The sequence below is a fragment of the Microbacterium sp. CFH 31415 genome (assembly GCF_022538185.1).
GTDB lineage: Bacteria > Actinomycetota > Actinomycetes > Actinomycetales > Microbacteriaceae > Microbacterium.
The window spans coordinates 268,319-286,711 of record NZ_JAKYXC010000006.1 but is presented as its reverse complement, the minus strand read 5'-3'; the positions used below and the strand labels follow the sequence as shown (position 1 = coordinate 286,711).

General features: G+C 69.0%; 18 protein-coding genes. 4 read left to right on the top strand and 14 right to left on the bottom strand.

What is annotated here, in order from left to right; genetic code table 11:
- Positions 1-61: 61 nt before the first annotated feature.
- Positions 62-826 (bottom strand): hypothetical protein, encoded by a 765-nt coding sequence (locus MK786_RS09315; RefSeq protein WP_241111945.1) that lies wholly within the window; start codon positions 824-826, stop codon positions 62-64.
- A complete protein-coding gene (locus MK786_RS09310; protein ID WP_241111944.1) occupies positions 823-1,854 on the bottom strand; it encodes a Gfo/Idh/MocA family protein in 1,032 nt (343 codons plus the stop codon). Before MK786_RS09310 ends, MK786_RS09315 begins: the two co-directional genes overlap by 4 nt.
- Positions 1,855-1,957: 103 nt before the next feature.
- Between MK786_RS09310 and MK786_RS09305 the strand changes: the two genes are divergently transcribed.
- The 4 genes from MK786_RS09305 (at position 1,958) to MK786_RS09290 (ending at position 7,079) form a co-directional block, all read left to right on the top strand.
- Positions 1,958-3,226: an ROK family protein gene (locus tag MK786_RS09305; protein WP_241111943.1), complete on the top strand. Its 1,269-nt coding sequence runs from the start codon at positions 1,958-1,960 to the stop codon at positions 3,224-3,226.
- A 70-nt stretch (positions 3,227-3,296) separates the two neighbouring features.
- Complete coding sequence (locus MK786_RS09300) at positions 3,297-4,757, top strand: sugar phosphate isomerase/epimerase (RefSeq protein WP_241111942.1); 1,461 nt, start codon at positions 3,297-3,299, stop codon at positions 4,755-4,757.
- Positions 4,754-5,626 (top strand): ThuA domain-containing protein, encoded by an 873-nt coding sequence (locus tag MK786_RS09295; RefSeq protein WP_241111941.1) that lies wholly within the window; start codon positions 4,754-4,756, stop codon positions 5,624-5,626. Before MK786_RS09300 ends, MK786_RS09295 begins: the two co-directional genes overlap by 4 nt.
- A gap of 115 nt (positions 5,627-5,741) precedes the next feature.
- Complete coding sequence (locus tag MK786_RS09290) at positions 5,742-7,079, top strand: HNH endonuclease signature motif containing protein (RefSeq protein WP_241111940.1); 1,338 nt, start codon at positions 5,742-5,744, stop codon at positions 7,077-7,079.
- A 71-nt stretch (positions 7,080-7,150) separates the two neighbouring features.
- Here MK786_RS09290 and MK786_RS09285 read toward each other — a convergent pair whose 3' ends face one another.
- From MK786_RS09285 to MK786_RS09230, 12 genes are all read right to left on the bottom strand, one after another.
- Positions 7,151-8,140 carry a Gfo/Idh/MocA family protein gene (locus MK786_RS09285; RefSeq protein ID WP_241111939.1) on the bottom strand — a complete coding sequence of 330 codons (990 nt, stop codon included), beginning with the start codon at positions 8,138-8,140 and terminating at the stop codon, positions 7,151-7,153.
- Entirely contained in the window at positions 8,140-9,144 is a 1,005-nt protein-coding gene (locus MK786_RS09280; RefSeq protein ID WP_241111938.1) for a sugar phosphate isomerase/epimerase, read from the bottom strand. Before MK786_RS09280 ends, MK786_RS09285 begins: the two co-directional genes overlap by 1 nt.
- Positions 9,145-9,167: 23 nt before the next feature.
- Positions 9,168-10,349, bottom strand: a complete 1,182-nt coding sequence (locus MK786_RS09275; protein ID WP_241111937.1) for a Gfo/Idh/MocA family protein — start codon at positions 10,347-10,349, stop codon at positions 9,168-9,170.
- The gene (locus MK786_RS09270) at positions 10,346-10,762 is read right to left on the bottom strand and encodes a DUF6379 domain-containing protein (protein WP_241111936.1); all 417 of its coding nucleotides are present in this window, start codon (positions 10,760-10,762) and stop codon (positions 10,346-10,348) included. The genes MK786_RS09275 and MK786_RS09270 overlap by 4 nt, the downstream gene beginning before the upstream one ends.
- A 9-nt stretch (positions 10,763-10,771) precedes the next feature.
- A complete protein-coding gene (locus tag MK786_RS09265; RefSeq protein WP_241111935.1) occupies positions 10,772-11,554 on the bottom strand; it encodes a nuclear transport factor 2 family protein in 783 nt (260 codons plus the stop codon).
- Complete coding sequence (locus MK786_RS09260) at positions 11,547-12,596, bottom strand: sugar phosphate isomerase/epimerase (protein WP_241111934.1); 1,050 nt, start codon at positions 12,594-12,596, stop codon at positions 11,547-11,549. Before MK786_RS09260 ends, MK786_RS09265 begins: the two co-directional genes overlap by 8 nt.
- A complete protein-coding gene (locus tag MK786_RS09255; RefSeq protein ID WP_241111933.1) occupies positions 12,593-13,699 on the bottom strand; it encodes a sugar phosphate isomerase/epimerase in 1,107 nt (368 codons plus the stop codon). The genes MK786_RS09260 and MK786_RS09255 overlap by 4 nt, the downstream gene beginning before the upstream one ends.
- Entirely contained in the window at positions 13,696-14,100 is a 405-nt protein-coding gene (locus MK786_RS09250) for a DUF6379 domain-containing protein (RefSeq protein WP_241111932.1), read from the bottom strand. Before MK786_RS09250 ends, MK786_RS09255 begins: the two co-directional genes overlap by 4 nt.
- Before the next feature lie 68 nt (positions 14,101-14,168).
- Positions 14,169-15,695 carry a GMC oxidoreductase gene (locus tag MK786_RS09245; RefSeq protein WP_241111931.1) on the bottom strand — a complete coding sequence of 509 codons (1,527 nt, stop codon included), beginning with the start codon at positions 15,693-15,695 and terminating at the stop codon, positions 14,169-14,171.
- The gene (locus MK786_RS09240; protein WP_241111969.1) at positions 15,692-16,486 is read right to left on the bottom strand and encodes a TIM barrel protein; all 795 of its coding nucleotides are present in this window, start codon (positions 16,484-16,486) and stop codon (positions 15,692-15,694) included. The genes MK786_RS09245 and MK786_RS09240 overlap by 4 nt, the downstream gene beginning before the upstream one ends.
- Before the next feature lie 100 nt (positions 16,487-16,586).
- The gene (locus MK786_RS09235) at positions 16,587-17,423 is read right to left on the bottom strand and encodes a carbohydrate ABC transporter permease (protein ID WP_241111930.1); all 837 of its coding nucleotides are present in this window, start codon (positions 17,421-17,423) and stop codon (positions 16,587-16,589) included.
- 1 nt (position 17,424) lies between these two features.
- Positions 17,425-18,387, bottom strand: coding sequence for a carbohydrate ABC transporter permease (locus tag MK786_RS09230; RefSeq protein ID WP_241111929.1), 963 nt, complete (start codon positions 18,385-18,387; stop codon positions 17,425-17,427).
- Positions 18,388-18,393 lie beyond the last annotated feature (6 nt).

The window sequence follows — 18,393 nt, the reverse complement described above, 5'->3', positions numbered from 1 at the left end:
TTTTGTCGAAGACCGGCTTATCAGGGAACGAGCGATCGCCTATCTGAGGGATCGACGGCGTTTATGGACGGGAGCGGTCCGCGATGGCGCCGGCGAGGCGCTCGTCGTGCTGCAGCTCCTCGAGGTCTTCCGGCGCGGATCCGGTCGCCACCGCCTCGATCGCGCGGCGGAGGGCGAGTCGCTCGGAACTCTCCCAGCGCCTCGGGGCGACGCGGCGACCGTCGGCATCGGATGTCGTGACGCGCAGCGTGCCGACGCCGCCGTCGACCTCGATCAGCCGATCTCCCACGGCGGTCACGCGGATCCGCCCCCCACCCGGCGCGCCCGCCTGGACGGTCGCGACCACCGACACCGCGACCCCCGCCGGACTCTCCAGAAGTGCGAGACTCCGCCCGTGCGCGGACGACTCCGCCTGTCGCAGCACAAGCGGAGCGTCTGCGATGGCCCGGCCCCACCCGAGGGCATCGCGAAGCACCGTCGTCAGCGCCGGAGCATGGCACTCGACGGTCACGAACGCCGGCCGGACGCCCTCGAGGGCCCCCCGGGCGGCCATGTCCGCCCGCACGAGCGGGCGCTCGACGACGATCGGCGCGCCCGACGCGGCGAGCTCGTCCAGTCCCGGTTCCGGCATGCGCTCGGGACGAGCGACCACCACGCCAACAGCGCCGGCCGCGATCGCGGAGAGCGCCGCGGACCACCACCGGCCCGAGCCGTCGACGACGGCGAGAGCACCCTCAGCGTGCGCGACGGCGCGTGCGCTGACCGGCAGCTCCGCGGTCGCCGCACGATACGCGGGAAGTTCGGCCCACACGCCGACGGCGCTCATCCCGTCGCCTCCACGAGTGCTGCGGCATCCTCTGCCAGCCGAAGGCTGTAGCGCACGTCGTCGAGGAGTTCGTCGTACTCGACCGGCACGCCGTCCTCGATCACCTGCGCGAGCGCGCGCCACTCGGCGAGGTAGCCGTCCTCCGCCTGCCCCGCATACGCCGTGTCGCGTCCATCGGCACTCACGACGCGCACGCTCGCGCTCCCGACGTGCACGAACGCCGGCGGAAAGGTGACGTCCAGCCGATCGGACGTCGTCGTCACCGTCAGGCGCCAGAGCGCGTCGCCTCCCGCGGGAAGCATGACGGTGGTGAGCTGCACCGGGATGCCACTCGCGACGAAGCCGACGGCGTAGCCGAGCGGCGCGACGGGCCGCGCGAAGACCACACGCTCGAATACCGGCGCGAGGTCGCGGACGAGTGGAAGGTCGTGGATGGCGAGGCCGGTGAGAAGCTGACGCACGACAGCCGCCGCCACGTCGCCACGGGAGAGGTCGGGAGCAGGCCGGCCCGCGAGGGGCTGCGGCAACTCGGTCACGACGTCGTGATAGCGCCCGTTCGGCGGCAGGGCGAGCGTGACCGAGATGGAGACCACGGGTCCGCCTGATGTCTGGAGATGGTGCCTGGCCCTCCCCCAGGCGGGGTCGTAGTAGTGGTTCGTGCCGACGATCAGCGCAACGCCGGCCGCGCGGCACGCCTCGACGGCGGCCTCAGCCGCTGCGACGGTCGTGCCGATCGGCTTCTCGCAGAAGATCGCGCGCTTCCCGGCGGATACCGCGGCGAGGATCTGCGCGGCGTGCTCGGCGGGCGGGCTGCAGATCGCGAGGACCTCCACCCGCGGATCGGCCAGGATCTCGTCGGTCCCGCGGGAGGATCGCGCGCCTACGCGCGCCGCGAGGTCGGCGGCACGCCCACTGCCCGCGTCTGCGACGTGGACGACGGCGAAGTGCTCGGGCATCCGCGCGAGGGTGGGCAGATGGAGCGCCGAGACCCCGGGGCCCGCGCCGACGATGCCGACTCCGTGAGGCATCCTCACCTCCTCTTTCGCATAAAGACTACATAAGTCTTCTTCGAAGTGACTATAGGACGCTGGAAAGAGTCCCTGATCGACAGAAGTTGTGTCAAGATCAGCTATGGCCAAACAGTCCACGCTGCGCTTCGGCGCCCAGACAGACGAGGTCACGAGCCTTCTCCGCGTCGTCAACCTCGTTCGCACACATGAGGCGACCACGCGGCCCGAGATCGGGCGCGTCACGGGGCTCGGCCGCGGAGTCGTCACGCAGCGCGTCGACCAGGCGATCGAGATGGGCTTCCTCGCAGACGGGGAGTTCGGTCCGTCGTCCGGCGGCAGAGCCCCGCGCACGCTGCGCTTCCGCAGTGATCGCGGCCGCATCGTCATCTGCGCGCTCGGCGCTCTGCACATCCACGTCGGCGTCACCCTGCTCGACGGTGACGTGCTCGACGCCGAGCACCGCCCCTGGGACATCTCGCGAGGACCCGCCGAGACGCTCGACACCGCAATGGAGATGATCGACCAGCTGCTCGCCCGCACACCGGACGTCCCGGTCTGGGGAGTGGCTGTCGGAGTTCCCGGCCCCGTCGACTTCGGCTCCGGCCGACCTGTGGCCCCACCGATCATGCCGGGATGGAACGGGTTCGACGTGCGCCGGAAGTTCGAGCAGCGCTACGGTGCGCCGGTGTGGGTCGACAACGACGTCAACCTGCTCGCCCTCAACGAGCGGGCGCGGCGCCGGGACGAGCACGCCGACCTGATCTACTGCAAGGTCGGCACCGGCATCGGCGCCGGGCTGCTCTCGCAGGGCCGGCTCCACCGCGGCGCGAACGGCGCGGCGGGCGACATCGGGCACGTGCGCGTGCGGGACGCCGATGTGCCCTGCCGGTGCGGGAAGACCGGATGCCTGGAGGCCGTCGCGGGGGGCTGGGCCCTCGTCCGCGATGCCGAGAAGGCGATCGCCGACGGCGCGACGGGGTACCTCGCGCGGTGGTCCGACGACGGCGAGCCGCTGCGCCCCGAGGCGATCTCACTCGCCGCCGAGGACGGAGACGCGGTGGCCATCGCGCTGGTGCAGCGGTCGGCGCGCGTGGTCGGGGAGTCGATCGCCGCGCTCGTCAACATGTTCAACCCGGCAACGATCGTCGTCGGAGGCGCTGTGCCGTCTGCGGGCGAGATCTTCCTCGCCGAAGTGCGCCAGCGGGTGTACGAACTCTCGCTGCCGCTCGCCACGCGAGACCTCACGATCGCCCAGTCCGTCAACGACGCACGGGAGCCGCTGCGAGGTGGCGCGGAGATGGTGCGCGAGCAGCTCTTCGACGTGACGTTCCCCCGGTGGTTCGCCGCGGGCCGACCGACGATCGAGGGCATCTTCACCGACGCCGCCTGAAGAACTTCTTCGGGATTTCGACTAAAGCGTGTAGCTTTCTGTCTGAACCCGACCGAAGTGAGGCGCGACGATGCTCCCAGTCCTGCTCGACGATGCGCTCGACGCGACGGATGGAGGGTTCACCCTCGCGGTGAGCCTCCCGTGGATCCGCTCGCTCCCGCTCGCGGGCGTCATCGACCTCACCGTTACGATCGACGGCGAACCCGTCGAGGTGGAGGTACGGCTCGGACGGCGCCGCGTCTCCCCCGGCGCCCTCTCGACTGAACCGGGATGGTGGTTCGTCCAGGACCGGCTCATGCTCGAGGGGCGACGGATGCTGCGCCCGGGCGCCCACGACGTCGCAGTGTCGTTCGCGCTCGTGGTTCCCTACCTCCAGGCGGGTTCCGAGGGCCCGCTGACGCTGTCCTTCCGTGCCGACGCTGCGCTCGAGAACCCTGCACCCGGTACCCGGCCCGCGTCGCCGGGCGCCGCGAGCACGACGCCCGATCCGCGTCCGGCGGAGGCTGCGCCCGCGCCGGACGGGAGCTGGGCGCTGTCGGCGAGCGCGTTCAACTGGACGCCCGAGATCATCCGTGCCGAGCGCGACGCCCTCGATATCGTCGCGGGAATCGTCGAAGCGGGGATCGCCCCGACGATCGAAGTCGAGCCCGGTCAGCTGTGGCGGTCGTTTCCGGAACCGACCTCGCTCGACGTGCTCGCCTTCCGCGAACGACTGGAGCTTGCCGGCGGAGCGGTGACGATCCTCGGTGGGAGCATCGACGATTGGGGGTCCTCGGGCCGACGCCGCACCGAAGCGGAGCGGCTGGCCTTCCTCACACCCCAGCTGCGCGCGGCTGCACAGCTCGGGGCTCGGGGCGTGCGCGTGCCGTTCGGACAGGCGGGCCCCGAGCTGCTGCGTCTGCTCCAGCCGGTCCTCGCGGAACTGGACATCGTGCTCTACGAAGAGATCCAGGGTCAGCAGACGCTCGACGTGGCAGCGAACGCCGCCAACCTCGAACTGCTCGAGGAGCTCGACGACCCGCGCATCCGAGTGCTGATCGACATCAGCATGCTGATGCCCTCACTGCCGACGAGCTACCTCGCCGCTCTTCGCGACGCAGGAGTGTGCGGTGCTCTCGTCGACCGCCTGGCGAGCGACTGGCGCGCACCTGACACCCACGCCGCCGTGCTCGGCGCCCTCCGGGGCGGCGAGGTCCCGGGCGTGGCGCACACGCTCTTCATGAACCTCCTCGTGCGCTTCGGACGGTCCACGATCGACGACGTCGCCCCCCTCCTGCCGCTGACCGAGGGCGTCCACCTGAAGTTCTGGGATCTGGACGACACCGACGCCCGGGTGTCGGGTCCGATCGCCGACATCGGCGGCGCGCTCCGCAGCGCCGGATTCACCGGCACCCTCACCAGCGAGTGGGGCGGGCACGAGTGGCTCGACGACGACCCGGTCGCGATGACCCGCGCGCATCTCGCGCTCGCCCGCGCGGCACTCGGCGACCGCGCACCGATGACGACCGCCCACCGAACGGATCACCGATGACCGACGTCCTGAATGTGCTGATCCTCTCGGGTCACATGACCCGCGAGCACGACAACGAGCACCGCAGCTTCCGCCAGCACAACCACTGGATCACCACGCTGCTCGAGGATACGGCGCGCTTCCGTGTTCGGGTCGTCGAGGATCCCCGAGGGCTGGGGACCGAGATCATCGACAAGTACGACGTGCTGATCGTCGTCTTCGAGGGGCGCGACGGCTACTTCGACAGGGCCGTCGGCTTCGGCGCCGAGACGGATGCCGTCATCCTGCGCTTCGTCCACGACGACGGCAAGGGCATCGTGTGGTTCCATGGGTCGGCCGCGCAGGAGGATTCGTGGGGCTACCCCGAGGAGTACAACGTCATGCGCGGCGCCAAGCTGAGCGCCTACGAGACCGGCCTGCGCCCCCGCCCGTGGGGCGAGGCGCTCCTCCGGACGGCGGACCCGCGGCACCCGATCACCGAGGGCATCAGCCCGACCTGGACCGTCACGGGCGACGACATCCTCACGGGCGTCGACCTCTACGAGGGCGCTCAGGTGCTCCTGACGACCTTCGACGACCTCGACGCGTACGAGAACGCCCCCGTGTGGCCCATGTCGCACTATCCGGTCGTGATCCCCGAGGCGGGCATCTCCGAACTCAACGGCATGAACACCGATCAGCCGATCGCGTGGATCAACGAGTACGGCGCCGGCCGCTCGTTCACGATCACGATCGGGCACGACATCGACACGTTCCGGCGCATCGAGTTCATCCGCATGTTCCCGCGCGGCGTCGAGTGGGCCGCGACCGGCTCCGTCACGCTGACTGGGCCGGACCGGCGCGGGGATCGCCGCTTCCTCCCCTGGCCGTACTACGACCACGAGGGCTGAGCTGCTGCGAGCCGCCGCGCGTCGGTCCCCGATACCCTGCACGACGGGCTTATTCACCTCCTGACCGGGCCGAAGTCCCTGCGTCGATGTCGGAGGCCCTCGGCAGAATCGAAGCATGAGCATCGCATCCGTCGCCGCCGCAGAGCGGGCCGCGGCGCGGATGGCTCACCTGGTGCCGAGGCTCGTCGAGACGCGACGTGAGATGTCCCGGCTGCAGGCCGAAGAAGCAGAACTCCTCGCACAGGCACGTTCGATCGCCGACGACTGGACGACGGATGCCGGCCTCGACGCGACGAGTACGGCAGAGTTTCCGCACCGATCGGTCGCCGCCGAGATCGCGGTCGCGTGGCGGGTCAGCGACCGCACCGTGCAGCGCCAGATGAATGATGCGGCAACGCTCGTCGACGAGTATCCCGAGACGCACGCCGCGCTGGCTTCCGGCACGATCACGGCGGCTCACGCACGCGCCATCGTCACCACCGGACAGATCATCCAACGCTCGGAGCTGAGGGCCGAGTTCGAGGCGTCCGTGCTGGACTACGCGATGTCCGAGTCCGCGGCGCGGCTCACGCCCATCGCCAGGCGACGCGCGGAGTGGTTCGCCGACGTCACGATCGACGAGCGCCACCGTCTGGCGCGGAGCGGACGACGCGTCTGGGTGGAGGATCTGGACGACGGCATGGGCGAGCTGCACGTCGTCGCGCCCGCGTTCCTCGTCCACGCGGCACACGATCGCCTGTCTCAACTCGGACACGCCGTCAAGGGCCAGCCGGCGGCGGATGCCGCACCGGGCGACATCGCGGACGGCACCGCTGACGATGCGGAGAGTCCTGTCGACGCCCGTAACGCCGATCAGCTGCGCGCCGACATCCTGCTCGACCTGCTCCTCGCCGCCGATCCGGTCGGCCACGACACGGAGCTCGGCGCGATCCGCGCCTCCGTCAGCATCACCGTCCCGGTCTTGGCGCTCATCGACGCCGCCGTCCGTGACCCTTTCGAGGCGATCATGCTCGACGGGCACGCCCCGGTCGACATCGACACCGCCCGAATGCTGACCGCGGACGCGCCGGGTTGGGACCGTATCCTGACCCACCCGATCACCGGAGCGGTCGTGGCCGTCGACCGGTACAGACCGAGCGAAGAGATGCGCCGACATCTGCGTGTGCGCGATCAGCACTGCCGATTTCCCGGGTGTCGCATGCCCACAAGGCGGTGCGACGCCGACCATACGATCGACTTCGCACTCGGCGGTGAGACGACGATCGAGAACCTGGCGAACCTGTGCCGAAGACATCACACGTTGAAACACCAGACCGCGTGGACGGTCGTGCAGCGCTCCGGCGGCGTGCTCGAATGGACGAGTCCGACCGGCTCCACCTATGCCGACCGGCCGGTCAGCACCGTGGCGTTCGCACCTGACCCGGAGTGCGACCACGAGCTCGCGCCGTTCTGAGATCGCCCAGCGGGACGACATGACCCGGCAGGTGCTGGATTCCCGGACGGCCTGGACCGCACACCGCTCTCTCAGCGCGGCTGCAGGCCCGCGGCGCGGTAGACCGCATCGACCACGGCCATCGTGCCGACGCCGAGCGCGGCGTCGAGCTCACTCGGCTCACCCGTGCGCAGCGCGGCGACCACCTGCTCGAGCTGGCGGGCGTAGCTGTTCTCGCCCTCGACGGCCTTCTCCTCAAGCAGCACGTCTTCCCCCGCCGTCACGCTCAGCACAGCACCCCACTGCGGCACGATCACGCTCGTCGCTACGAGGGAAGCGGCCGATCCCTCGACCCGCAGCGCCATGCTGCCCTGGTCATCGCCGATGAACGACGAGCGGATGCTGACCGAGATGCCGCCGGGGAGTTCGAGCGCGGCATCCGTCTGCAGATCGACGCGCGGATCCGCCTTGTACAGCACCGACTCGGCCGAGACGACTGTCGGCTCACCCCACGCCGCGCGCACCAGGTCGACCGCGTAGCAGCCGACGTCCATGAACGAGCCGCCGCCGAGGTCGGCGTCGAGACGGATGTTGCCGGGCTTCACGACGAAGTGGGGGATGCTGAAGTCGATGTCGACGCGGCGGATGTCTCCCAGCGTCCCCGAGCGGAGCACCTCGAGCAGCCGACACGTGAAACCATGCAGGCGGTAGTGGAAGCCGACGAACGCGCGCCGGCCGGTCCGCGCGGCAGCCGCGGCGACGGCGGCCGCCGATGTCGCATTCGCCGTCAACGGCTTCTCGCACAGCACGTGCTTGCCCGCCTCCAGCGCGCGCACCGCCCACTCCGCCTGCACAGTGGACGGCAACGGGATGTAGACGAGGTCCACGGCCGGGTTCGCGAGCACGGCGGCGTAGTCTCCCGCGTCGGGCACGCCGAGACGGTCGGCCGTCTCCCGGGCGCGCTCGGCGTCGCGCGCGCCGATCGCGACGACACGCACCCCATCGAGCTCGCGCGCCGGCTCGACGATCGCGCGCTCGGTGATGCCCGCCGCCCCCAGGATGCCGATGCCGATGGAACGCATCAGGGCTTTGTGGAGAAGGCGGCGTCGAAAGCGGCGGCGGGTGGGGTGATCGCGTTGAGCGCGCGGACCATCGCGAGCGCCTCGGGTGCGCCGACGAGGCGGTCCATGCCGGCGTCCTCCCATTCGACCGAGGTCGGTCCGGTGTAGCCGATCGCGTTGAGCGCCCGGAACAGCGGCTCCCATCGCACCGCGCCGTGGCCCGTGGAGACGAAGGTCCACCCGCGCCGCTGGTCGGCCCAGGGGCGGTGCGAGCTCATGACGCCGTTGCGGCCGTCGAGGTTGGTGATCGACTCCTTCACGTGCACGTGGAAGATGTGCGGCGCGAAGTCCAGCACGAACGCGACATAGTCCAGCTGCTGCCAGACGAAGTGCGACGGGTCGAAGTTGAACCCGAAGCTCTTGCGCTGCCCGATCGCGTCGAGGGTGTCCTTCGCGGTCCAGTAGTCGTACGCGATCTCGGACGGGTGCACCTCGAGCGCGAAGCGCACGCCGACCTCTTCGAACACGTCGAGGATCGGGTTCCACCTGTCGGCGAAGTCCTGGTAGCCGCGGGCGACGAATTCCTCCGACGCGGGCGGGAACATCGCGACGGCCTTCCAGATCGAGGAACCGGTGAACCCGTTCACCGTGGTCACGCCGAGCTTCGCGGCGAACCGGGCGGTGTTCTTCATGTCCTCCGCGGCGCGCTGACGCACACCCTCGGGGTCGCCGTCGCCCCACACGCGGTCCGACAGGATGTCGCGGTGCCGCTCATCGATCGGGTCGTCGCACACTGCCTGGCCGGTGAGGTGGTTCGAGATCGCCCAGACCTTGAGCCCGTTGCGCTCGAGGATGTCCAGCCGCGACTGGACGTACGCGGCGTCGTCCCACCGGGACACATCGAGGTGGTCGCCCCAGCAGGCGATCTCGAGGCCGTCATAGCCCCACTCGCCCGCCAGGCGCGCAACCTCTTCGAATGGCAGATCGGCCCACTGGCCGGTGAACAGGGTGATCGGACGCGCCATCGGGTTCTCCCTCGGATCGATTCTCAGGCGGATGCCGGGACGTCCGCGGCGACGCGGAGCCAGGCGGACTCGTTCTCGCTCGAGCGCTCCACCGCTTCGAGCACGCGCTGCACCGACAGGCCCTCGGCGAACGAGGGCCGCGGGTCCGTGCCCGCCGCGATCGCGGCCACGAAGTCCACGACCTGGTGACTGAAGCCGTGCTCGTAGCCGAGCGTGTGACCGGCAGGCCACCACGCCGCGACGTAGGGATGCTGCGGTTCGGTGACCAGGATGCGTGTGAACCCCTGGGTCACCTCTGGCGCGGTGCGGTCGTAGAACCAGAGCGTGTTGAGATCCTCGAGGTCGAACCGCAGCGCGCCCCTGTCGCCCGAGACCTCGATCGAGAGGTCGTTCTTTCGTCCGGTCGCGAAGCGGGATGCCTCGAACGACACGAGAGCCCCGGTGGACAGCCTTCCGGAGAAGAGCGCGATGTCGTCTACGGTCACCTGCCCGAAGCCCTCGGCCGCGGTGCCGGAGAGTCCCGAGCCGCCCCCCAGCAGGGGCCGCTCCTTCACGAGCGTCTCGACCGTCCCCGACACGGCGACGACGTCGAGTCCGGTCACGAACTGCGTCATGTCGATGATGTGCGCGCCGATGTCACCCAGCGCCCCCGAGCCGGCGTGCTCCTTCTGCAGGCGCCACGCGAGCGGCATCCCGCGGTCGACGAGCCAGTCCTGTCGGTAGGCCGCGCGCACCTGCGCGATCTTCCCGACCGCGCCCTGCGCGATGAGGTCGCGCAGGAACGTCACTGCGGGAACGCGTCGGTACGTGAAGCCGACCATCGAGCGGATGCCTCGCGCAGCGGCGCGGGACGCGGCATCCGCCATCGCCTCCGCCTCCGCCACCGTGTTCGCGAGAGGCTTCTCACACAGCACGTGCTTACCGGCCTCGAGCGCGGCGATCGCGATCTCGGCGTGAGAGTCGCCCGGCGTGACGATGTCGACGATGTCGATGTCGTCGCGCGCGATGACCTCGCGCCAGTCGGTGGCCGACTCCTGCCAGCCCCACCGGGTGGCGGCATCCGCCACCGCGTCTGCGTTGCGACCGACGACGACCGACATCTCGACGTCCTCGGGGAGGGTGAACACGCGCGGTGCCTGGCGCCATCCGACGGAGTGCGCGGCTCCCATGAACCCGTAGCCGATCATGGCCACGCGGAGGGTCATGCGAGGACGACCTCGCGTTCGACCGGGACACGGTTGGTGACGTATCGGCCCGGGCCGCCGTCGACACCGGGCATGATCTGCATGTAGAGCAGACGCATCGTGAGGACGACCTCGATGGTCAGCTTCTCACCGGGCTCGGGTGCGCGACCCAGATCGATGACGACCTCTGGCTTGTCGGCGACGAACCACAGTGTCTCGGACTGCTCGGGCAGCTCCTCGATGCGGTAGCTCGTGCCCTGCAGCTCGAAGCGCAGCGAGTCCTTCGCGATCTCGACGCCGTTGACGGATGCCGCGACATCGTCGACCGCCGAGAGCCACAGGCTCCGGTACCAGGGCAGCTGGACCGCGACGGCGATGCCGCTGTCGGTGCGGCGGATGTCCTTCTCGGAGAAGAGAGAGTTGTGGGTGGCCATGGCTGATCCTCAGGCGTAGGTGTCGGTGAAGGACTCGTGCGCCACCGGCGGGACCGGCTCGAGCTTCTGCACGGTCTCGGGGCTGTAGGGGTGGTTCGTCGAGGGGACCGGCTCGTCGGCCGGCGGCATGAAGACGGGCTTCCCGTCGTCGCCGAAGTACATGAGGTCGAGATCGAACGCGCCCTGGTTCTTCAGGCCGAAGCTGACCCAGTTCTCCTCGAACGGCGCGCGGGCGAGCTCGTAGCAGCGGAACTTCCAGAACTTCCACTCGCCGTCCTGCTTGAGGAAGTCGATGGCGTACTTGCACCACACCCAGTGCGCCCAGACCTTCTTGCCGAGCACCTCCTCGGGCGAGTACATGTCGGGGAACGCTTCGGCGACCTTCGGGTCGGTGAGTCCGGACTCGGTGCCGGCCATCATCCACACGCCCTTGGCGGTCCTGCCGTCGGCGGCGACCTCGATGACAGGCGTTGTCGTCGCGTGGAGGATGAGCTTGCCTTCGGGGTGCGGGCGGCCACGGTGGTAGTCGGTGACGCTCTTCCAGGTCGTGTACTGCCCGGCGTTCGTGTAGCGGGCGCGGATGCCCTCCGTGCCTTCCCTGACCCACAGCGGAATGATCTGCTCGTCCTCGAACGCGTTGTGCAGGTACATGTAGCGGTTGAAGAGGTTCTCGACCTGGCCGCGGTCCTCGGCCCGCTGCGCGAGAGCGCGCGCGGCGACGACTTCGTGGCGGAGGGCGGCGAGCTCGGCAGCGAGCTCGGTGACCGAGACCTCGGTGGCGGTGTCAGACATTCGCGGTCTCCTTCGACTGCTCGGCGACGGTGTCTTCGATGGCTTTGCGCATCAGCGCGTGCTGCTTCTTCACGAGGTCGATCGGATCGGCCTCGCCGAGGTCCTGGAAGGCGTGTCCCTCCCACTCGCTGGAGAGGTACCCCTGGTAGCCACCCACGACGAACTGCCTGACGATGCGCGGGATGTCCATCGCCGGCTCTTCACCGTCGGCACCGATGTCGTAGAACTTCGCGTGCACGTGGAAGATCTGCGGCATGATGTCGAGCCACTCCTCGGGCGGTACGAGACCGTGCATGTTGAAGGCGAGGCGCGTGAACGGGCCGAACGTCAGCGGGTCGACGCCCTCGCTCACGAGGTAGTCCTCGAACTTCTGGTTGCGCACGTGCATGGGAGTCGGCTCGTGCCAGATCTCATCCATGATCGTGAAGTGCTTCTCGTCCATGCCCATCTTCCCCAGCTGCGCGAGCAGCGTCGGGGACAGGCTGTGCATCGTCGACGAGAAGTCGGCGGTGAAACCCAGTCGCTCGGACTGCAGCTCGTCGTACATCTCACGCATCTGCAGGACCTGCGGGTTGTTCGGTCCTGACGGCGCGTGGATCTCGTAGCCGAGGTACTGGTCGTACTTCTCGGCGAGCGGGAGAAGGCCGCGCAGCAGCTCCTTGCCGTGCGAGCGGATGACGACCTTCTTGAACCCGAGCCTGTGGGCGGTCTCGAGCTGGCGCGCGAGGAAGTCGTGCTCCTCATCGGGCGTCATGTCGCGGTCCTTGCGGCGACCCATGTCGAGATTCGTCCCGACCGCGCTCGCCTCGAGGCCGTACTTCTCGAGCGAGTCGAACCAGAGCCTGACGAAGTCCTGGTCGACATCGGGGTAGGTCCGCAGCAGCTGGGCGATGTTGAACTCGACGCCCGGCCCGATGCCGTGCTCAGCCACGGCGGCGATGAGCGTCTCGGGCGTGTAGAGCCCTGCCGCGAACTCGCTCGTCATGGAGTACAGGGTCGTGCCGAGCTTGATGCCGGTTCCGGCGATTCCATCAGAGGTCATGCGCTTGCTCCCGTCGTGGTGGGCAGCCACTGCGCGAGCTGCGCACGTGCGGCGGCCGCATCCGTGGTCATGTGTGATCCGGCAGCCTCTGCAGCAGAGCGCTGCACGGCCTGCTCGCCGGCGATGATGTCGAATGGCGACTGCCAGTAGTTCCAGTGCCATCCCTCGTACTCGCTGGAGATCGCTCCGGAGTAGCCGTTCTCGACGAGGAGACGGACGAGGTCGCGCACCGGGACGGACGGCTCTTCGCCGGTCTCGTCGATGCCGAAGAACTTGCCGTGGACGTGCTTGATCCACGGGAAGATCTCGAGCCAGTCGTCCACGCGGGCAGGTCCGAACAGCCCGGTGCCGTTGATGCCGAAGTCGATGCCCAGGTCGGGACGGCCGTTCTGGGCGGCGAGGCCGATGAAGCGTCCGAACCGCTGGCCGTGCTCGGCCTGGTCGGCCGGCGGACCCTGCTCATAGAACTCGTCCCACAGCGCGACGACCTTGGCGAGAAGGTCCTCCGACGCGCCGCGGCGGCGGTACGCCTCGATGAGGGAGGGAGCGAAGCCGGAGACGGTCGCGCCCCAGTCCATCGTGAAGCCGAGGAACGGCGAACCGACCTTCTCGTAGCGGTCGCGGAGCGCGAGGATGCGCGGGTGCGACGCGTACTGGTCGGCGTGCACCTCGAGGGCGAGCGTCACGCCGTACTCCTCGGCGATCGGCGCGAGCGCCTCCATGGAGTCGGGCGTGATCGAGATCTGCACGCGGGCGATCGGGAATCCGAGCTTGGCTGCGGCCCGGATCTGGAGGCGCATGTACTCCAGGAGCTCATCCTGGGTCAGGAGCCGGTCGCGGTGGATGCCGATGTCAGCGTTCACGGCGAGCGAGGTCGTCACCAGCCCGGTCTCGGCGACGAGGTCGCGGAACCGGCCGGCGAACCGGTCGTCGATCGCGGGGAAGCCGCGGAAGCTCGAGAAGCCGATGATCTCGAGTCCGGGGCCGTAGCCGTCGGCCGCGACCTTGCGGATCAGGCCTTCGAGGTCGTACTCGCGTCCGTGGAAGGCACGCGTGAAGCTGTAGAGCGTGACGCCCTGGATGGGGGTGCCCAGCGCACTCATGCTGCCACCGCCTTTCGTGCGGTCATGGTCTTGGCGTCGTGCTCCTCGATGTGGAGCACCTCGTCGGCGCCGATGACGATGTATGGGATGTACAGGATGAGTCCGACCTCGACCTTGTGCTCCGCGGTCTCATCCAGCGCGAGGCCGCCCGAGAGGACGGCGGAGTCGGTGGGGAACCACCACTCCTCGATGTTGCGCCTGAGCTCGGCGAACGTGAAGGTGCGGCCGTTCATCTCCCAGCGCAGCGAGTCGGCGGGAGCCGTCACGCCGTCGATGGTGAGGGTGGCGCCGGCGATGCACGAGGCGGGCAGAGCCCGGTACCAGGGCAGGCGCACCTCGACCGAGGCGCGGTCGCCGTCGATCGTGAGCGTGTCCTGCTCGATGATTCGATCGGGGATCACGGGGTCTCCTGACTACTTTGTCGTTCTTTATGCAGTGTAATGTCGAATATCGACATAAGCAAGCGGAGTCACTCGGCCAGACGAGCGGCGATGGTCCGAGCGCCGTTCACGGCGAGCGCGACGCCGGTGAGCGTGGGGTTGCACGCCGTCGCGGTGGGAATGACGCCGTTGCCGGCGACGAACAGCCCTGCGACGCCCCAGACCTCACTCTCGACCGAGCAGACGCTCGTGCCGTCGTCGACCGCACCGAGTCGCGTCGTGCCCTGATAGTGGAGCGAGGCTCCCAGCGGCATCATGAACGGCCGGTCGTCGAGCGGTTCCCCTACGGCCTTCCCGAGGCGGACGATCTCCTCCTTGCCGCGCGCGATCACCGCCTCGTCGAGCGGGGTGAGACGGTAGTGCACGGTCATCGCCGGCATCCCGTATCCGTCCACCTCCTCGTCGGAGAACTCCACGCGATCCGAGGCCTGCAGGTCCTTCGCGCAGAACAGCCCGAGCCCGACGATGGAGCCGGGTGCGGCGGGGTCGTCGTCCGCGAGCTTCACGGGCGAGGCATCCAGCTGCATCACCTGACCGTGGAACGGCATATCGTCGGTGAAGGGCACCCACGTGACGCCGCTGTACTCGCTCAGGCCTGTGGCACCCGCTTTGTCCTCGCCCTCCGCCGGTTCGAGGTCGCGGATGCGCACGGCGAACACGATCTGCGCCTGGTCGTTGAGGTAGCGGCCGAGGGCCTCGGGACGGACGCCGGAAGCCCAGAGAAGCTGCGGGGTGCGCAGGGCGTCGGCGGCCACGACCACGAACCGCGCGCGGATCTCGGAGGTCTCGCCCGTCCGCCTGTCCGCGACGGCGACTCCCGCCGCGCGGCCGTCTTCGACCAGCACACGTGTGACGAGGGACTCGTCGTACAGAGTGAACTGCGCGTTCCCACGCGTGACGTCGCCGAACACGACGTCCGAGCCCGACCACACGAGATTCCCGTCGCCTCTGCGGTGCACCGCCAGCGGCATCCTCTGTACGCGTGTCGTGGCGGTGCGTCCTGCATCCTCGGCTGCGGAGAGCCGCTCGCGCACGAGTCCGGCATACGGCGAGCTGTCGAACGCGTCCGTCGTCACCCCGAGCAGTCGCTCCCCCTCGGCGAGCAGCTCGTCGAAGGTCGCGTCCGCGTCGAGGACCGCGATCCGCTCGCTGTCATTGGGTCGAGGGCAGGCGCCGGTCCAGTGCGCGGCCATCCCGCCGACGTTGCTCGACATGGCAGCGACGGGCAGACCGTCTTCGCCCTCGACCTGATAGCCGCTCTCGAGCAGAAAGGTCCCCGGTCGCGCCCGGCGCTGCGTGGTCTTGACGATCCCGCCCGTCCGGTCCTCGCTCGCCCTGGCGTGCGGACCCTCCGACCGGGTCTGCGCGCGGGCCCGCTCGGACGGGTCGGCGATGTTCTTCACGTGGGCACCGGGCGGATCCGTGATCGTGGGGCCCACTTCGAAGAGGGCGACCGTGGCGCCGGGAGCGCGCTCGCTCAGGATGCGGGCGTACGTGGCCCCCGCGGGTCCGCTCCCGACGATCGCGACGTCGACGGACTCGGGGTACCGGCTCATGCCGACGCCGCCACTTCTCGAATGAGTGCGACGGATGCCGCGGACTCCTGCGTCGGGTAGTACTCCAGGCCGATGGGCCCGTCGTAGCCCGACGACCGCAGGATGCCGAGCCGCTCGGCCCAGTCCAGCGAGCCGCTGCCCGGCTCGCCGCGGCCGGGGGCGTCGGCGAGCTGCACGTAGGCGATGAGGTCACCCGCGTTCTCGAGCTCCGCCGCCATGTCCTCGCCCTCGACGGCCGAGTGGTAGATGTCGTACAGCACGCCGAAGAAGGACGAGTCCACGCCGCGGGCGACATAGACGGCTTCCGCTGTGCGGTCCAGCAGTGAGCCGGGGTGGTCGACGCGTACGTTGACCGGCTCGAGCGCGAGGGTGATCCCCGACCCGCCGATCTGCGCGATCGCCTTCTGGTAGATCTCGATGAGCTTGTCGAGCTGCACCTGACGCTTCCAGCCGCCGAAGCCGGTGCCGCTGCCCACGACGATCCGCGAGCAGCCGAGGTCCTGCGCGATGGCGACTCCCTCGTCGAGCCTGCGGAAGAACTCCGAGTGGTCCCACGGCGGGATCATGAACTGCGTGCGGGGCTCCGCAAGCTGAGCGGTGAGCTGCGTGCCGGTCTCTTCGAGTGCGGCCTTCAGCGCCGGCAGGTCCTTCGGCTGAGCCGGGGCGTCCGCCCCTGTCGGGCCCCACATCTCCACGGCGTCGAAACCCGCCGCGGCGGCCGCGCGGACCCTGTCGTGGTAGTCGCCGGCCTCGGTGAAGAGCAGTTCGATGTTGGGTGCGAGCTGGTACATGGGGTCTCCGGTCAGTGTGTCGAATGAGTGGGCGACGTGCGGCACGGGTGACCCCGCGGTCCGCTCGACGATCCGGCCGCCCCCGAATCGGTGCCCGGCGTCAGCCCTTGAGGCCTCCGCCGAAGCCCTGGATGAACTTCTTCTGCGCGAACATGTAGAACAGCAGGATCGGGATCATGGAGATGATCACGACGGAGAAGATCTTGTTCCATGCCGACACCAGGCCGCCGACGTAGGTGTACATCGCCACGGGCAGCGTCTGCGTGGTCGATCCCCCGAGGAAGATCAGGGAATTGAAGAAGTCATTCCACACGATCAGCCCCGCGAGGATCGCGACGGTTCCCGTCGCCGGTGCCATCAGCGGGAGCACCACGCGGAAGAACGCCTGGGTCGGTGAGGCGCCATCGATGACCGCCGCCTCCTCGTATTCCGTGGTCAGCCCGCGGAAGAAGCTCGCGTACAGGAAGACCGACAGCGGGAGCAGGATGCCGATCCAGAGCAGGATCATGCCGATCGCGTTGCCGGTGAGGCCGACGGTTCGCGCACCGATGTAGAGGGGCACCGTGCCCAGCTGCGCGGGGAGGATGATGGCGATCAGCACGAGGTAGAAGGTGAGATTCGTCCAGGTCCTCGTACGGCGGGTGATCACGTAGGCCGCTACGGAGCCGAACAGCACGAGTCCGGCGATCGCTCCGGCAGTGATGACCACGCTGTTCAGGATGCTCATCGGGATGCTGTTGCGGCCACCCGTGGTGAGCACCTCCACGAACGCGGTGAAGTCCAGCGACGACGGCGGGGTCATCGCGCTCGTGGTGAGGGTCTCCTCGTCGGTCTTGAACGCGGTGGCGACGAGGAAGTAGAACGGCAGCAGCCCGATGAGCGTGACGATCCAGATCGCGACCTCGCGGACCGCGGTGAGTTTGGTGTAGCGGAACATGTCAGGCGGCCCTTCCGACGGCGTTGCGGTCGCGGGTGGCGTACTGCTGGAGGATGGCGAAGACCAGGATGATGAGCGTGAGGACGAGCGCCAGCGCCGAGCCGAACCCGAACTGACCGAGGGAGAACGCCTGCTTGTAGACCTGCGTTGCGAGCGTCTCGGTCGCGCCGGCAGGACCACCGCCGGTGAGCGCGAAGATCTGGTCGAAGATGCGCAGCCCCTGGATGATGCCGAGGGTCGTGGCGATGGCGATCGACGGGCGGATGGCCGGGACCGTCACGTGCCAGAAGCGCTGCCAGATGTTGGCGCCGTCCAGCGCGGCCGCCTCTTCGATCTCGACCGGCACCGAAGCGAGGCCGGCGAGGTAGATGACCATGACGAAGCCGGTCTGCTGCCACACCACGGTGAGGAGGATGGCCCAGATCGACCAGGTGGGATCGGCCAGCCACACCTTCTGCCATGACTCCAGGCCGATCGCCCCGAGGAAGCCGTTGAGCGGTCCGTTGAACTGGAAGATGAACTTCCAGATGTAGGCGACGGCGAGCGGGCTGAGGACGACGGGGATGAAGAGCAGCGTGCGCAGGATGTAGCGCGTCTTCAGGGTGCGGTTGATCGCGAGAGCGAATCCCAGTCCGAGGATGTTCGTCAGGATCACTGCGCCGAACGCCAGGAACAGCGTGTTGACCACCGCCCCGACGAGCAGCGGGTCCTGGAAGATGCGGACGAAGTTGTCGAGGCCGATGAACTCCCAGTCGCCCAGGCCGGTCCAGTTGGTGAAGGCGAAGAACCCGCCGGTCAGGTTGGCGACGTAGTGCACCGCGATCACGAGGATGATCGCGGGCAGCGCCCACCACCAGTGCCCGTAGCTGATCAGCGGTCGCCGGCCGCGGGGCCGGGGGGTCCGGCGGGCTTCGGGAGGCACCGTGAGGGTGCGAGTGGCATCGCGCTCAATCGTCACTGTCATCTGCTC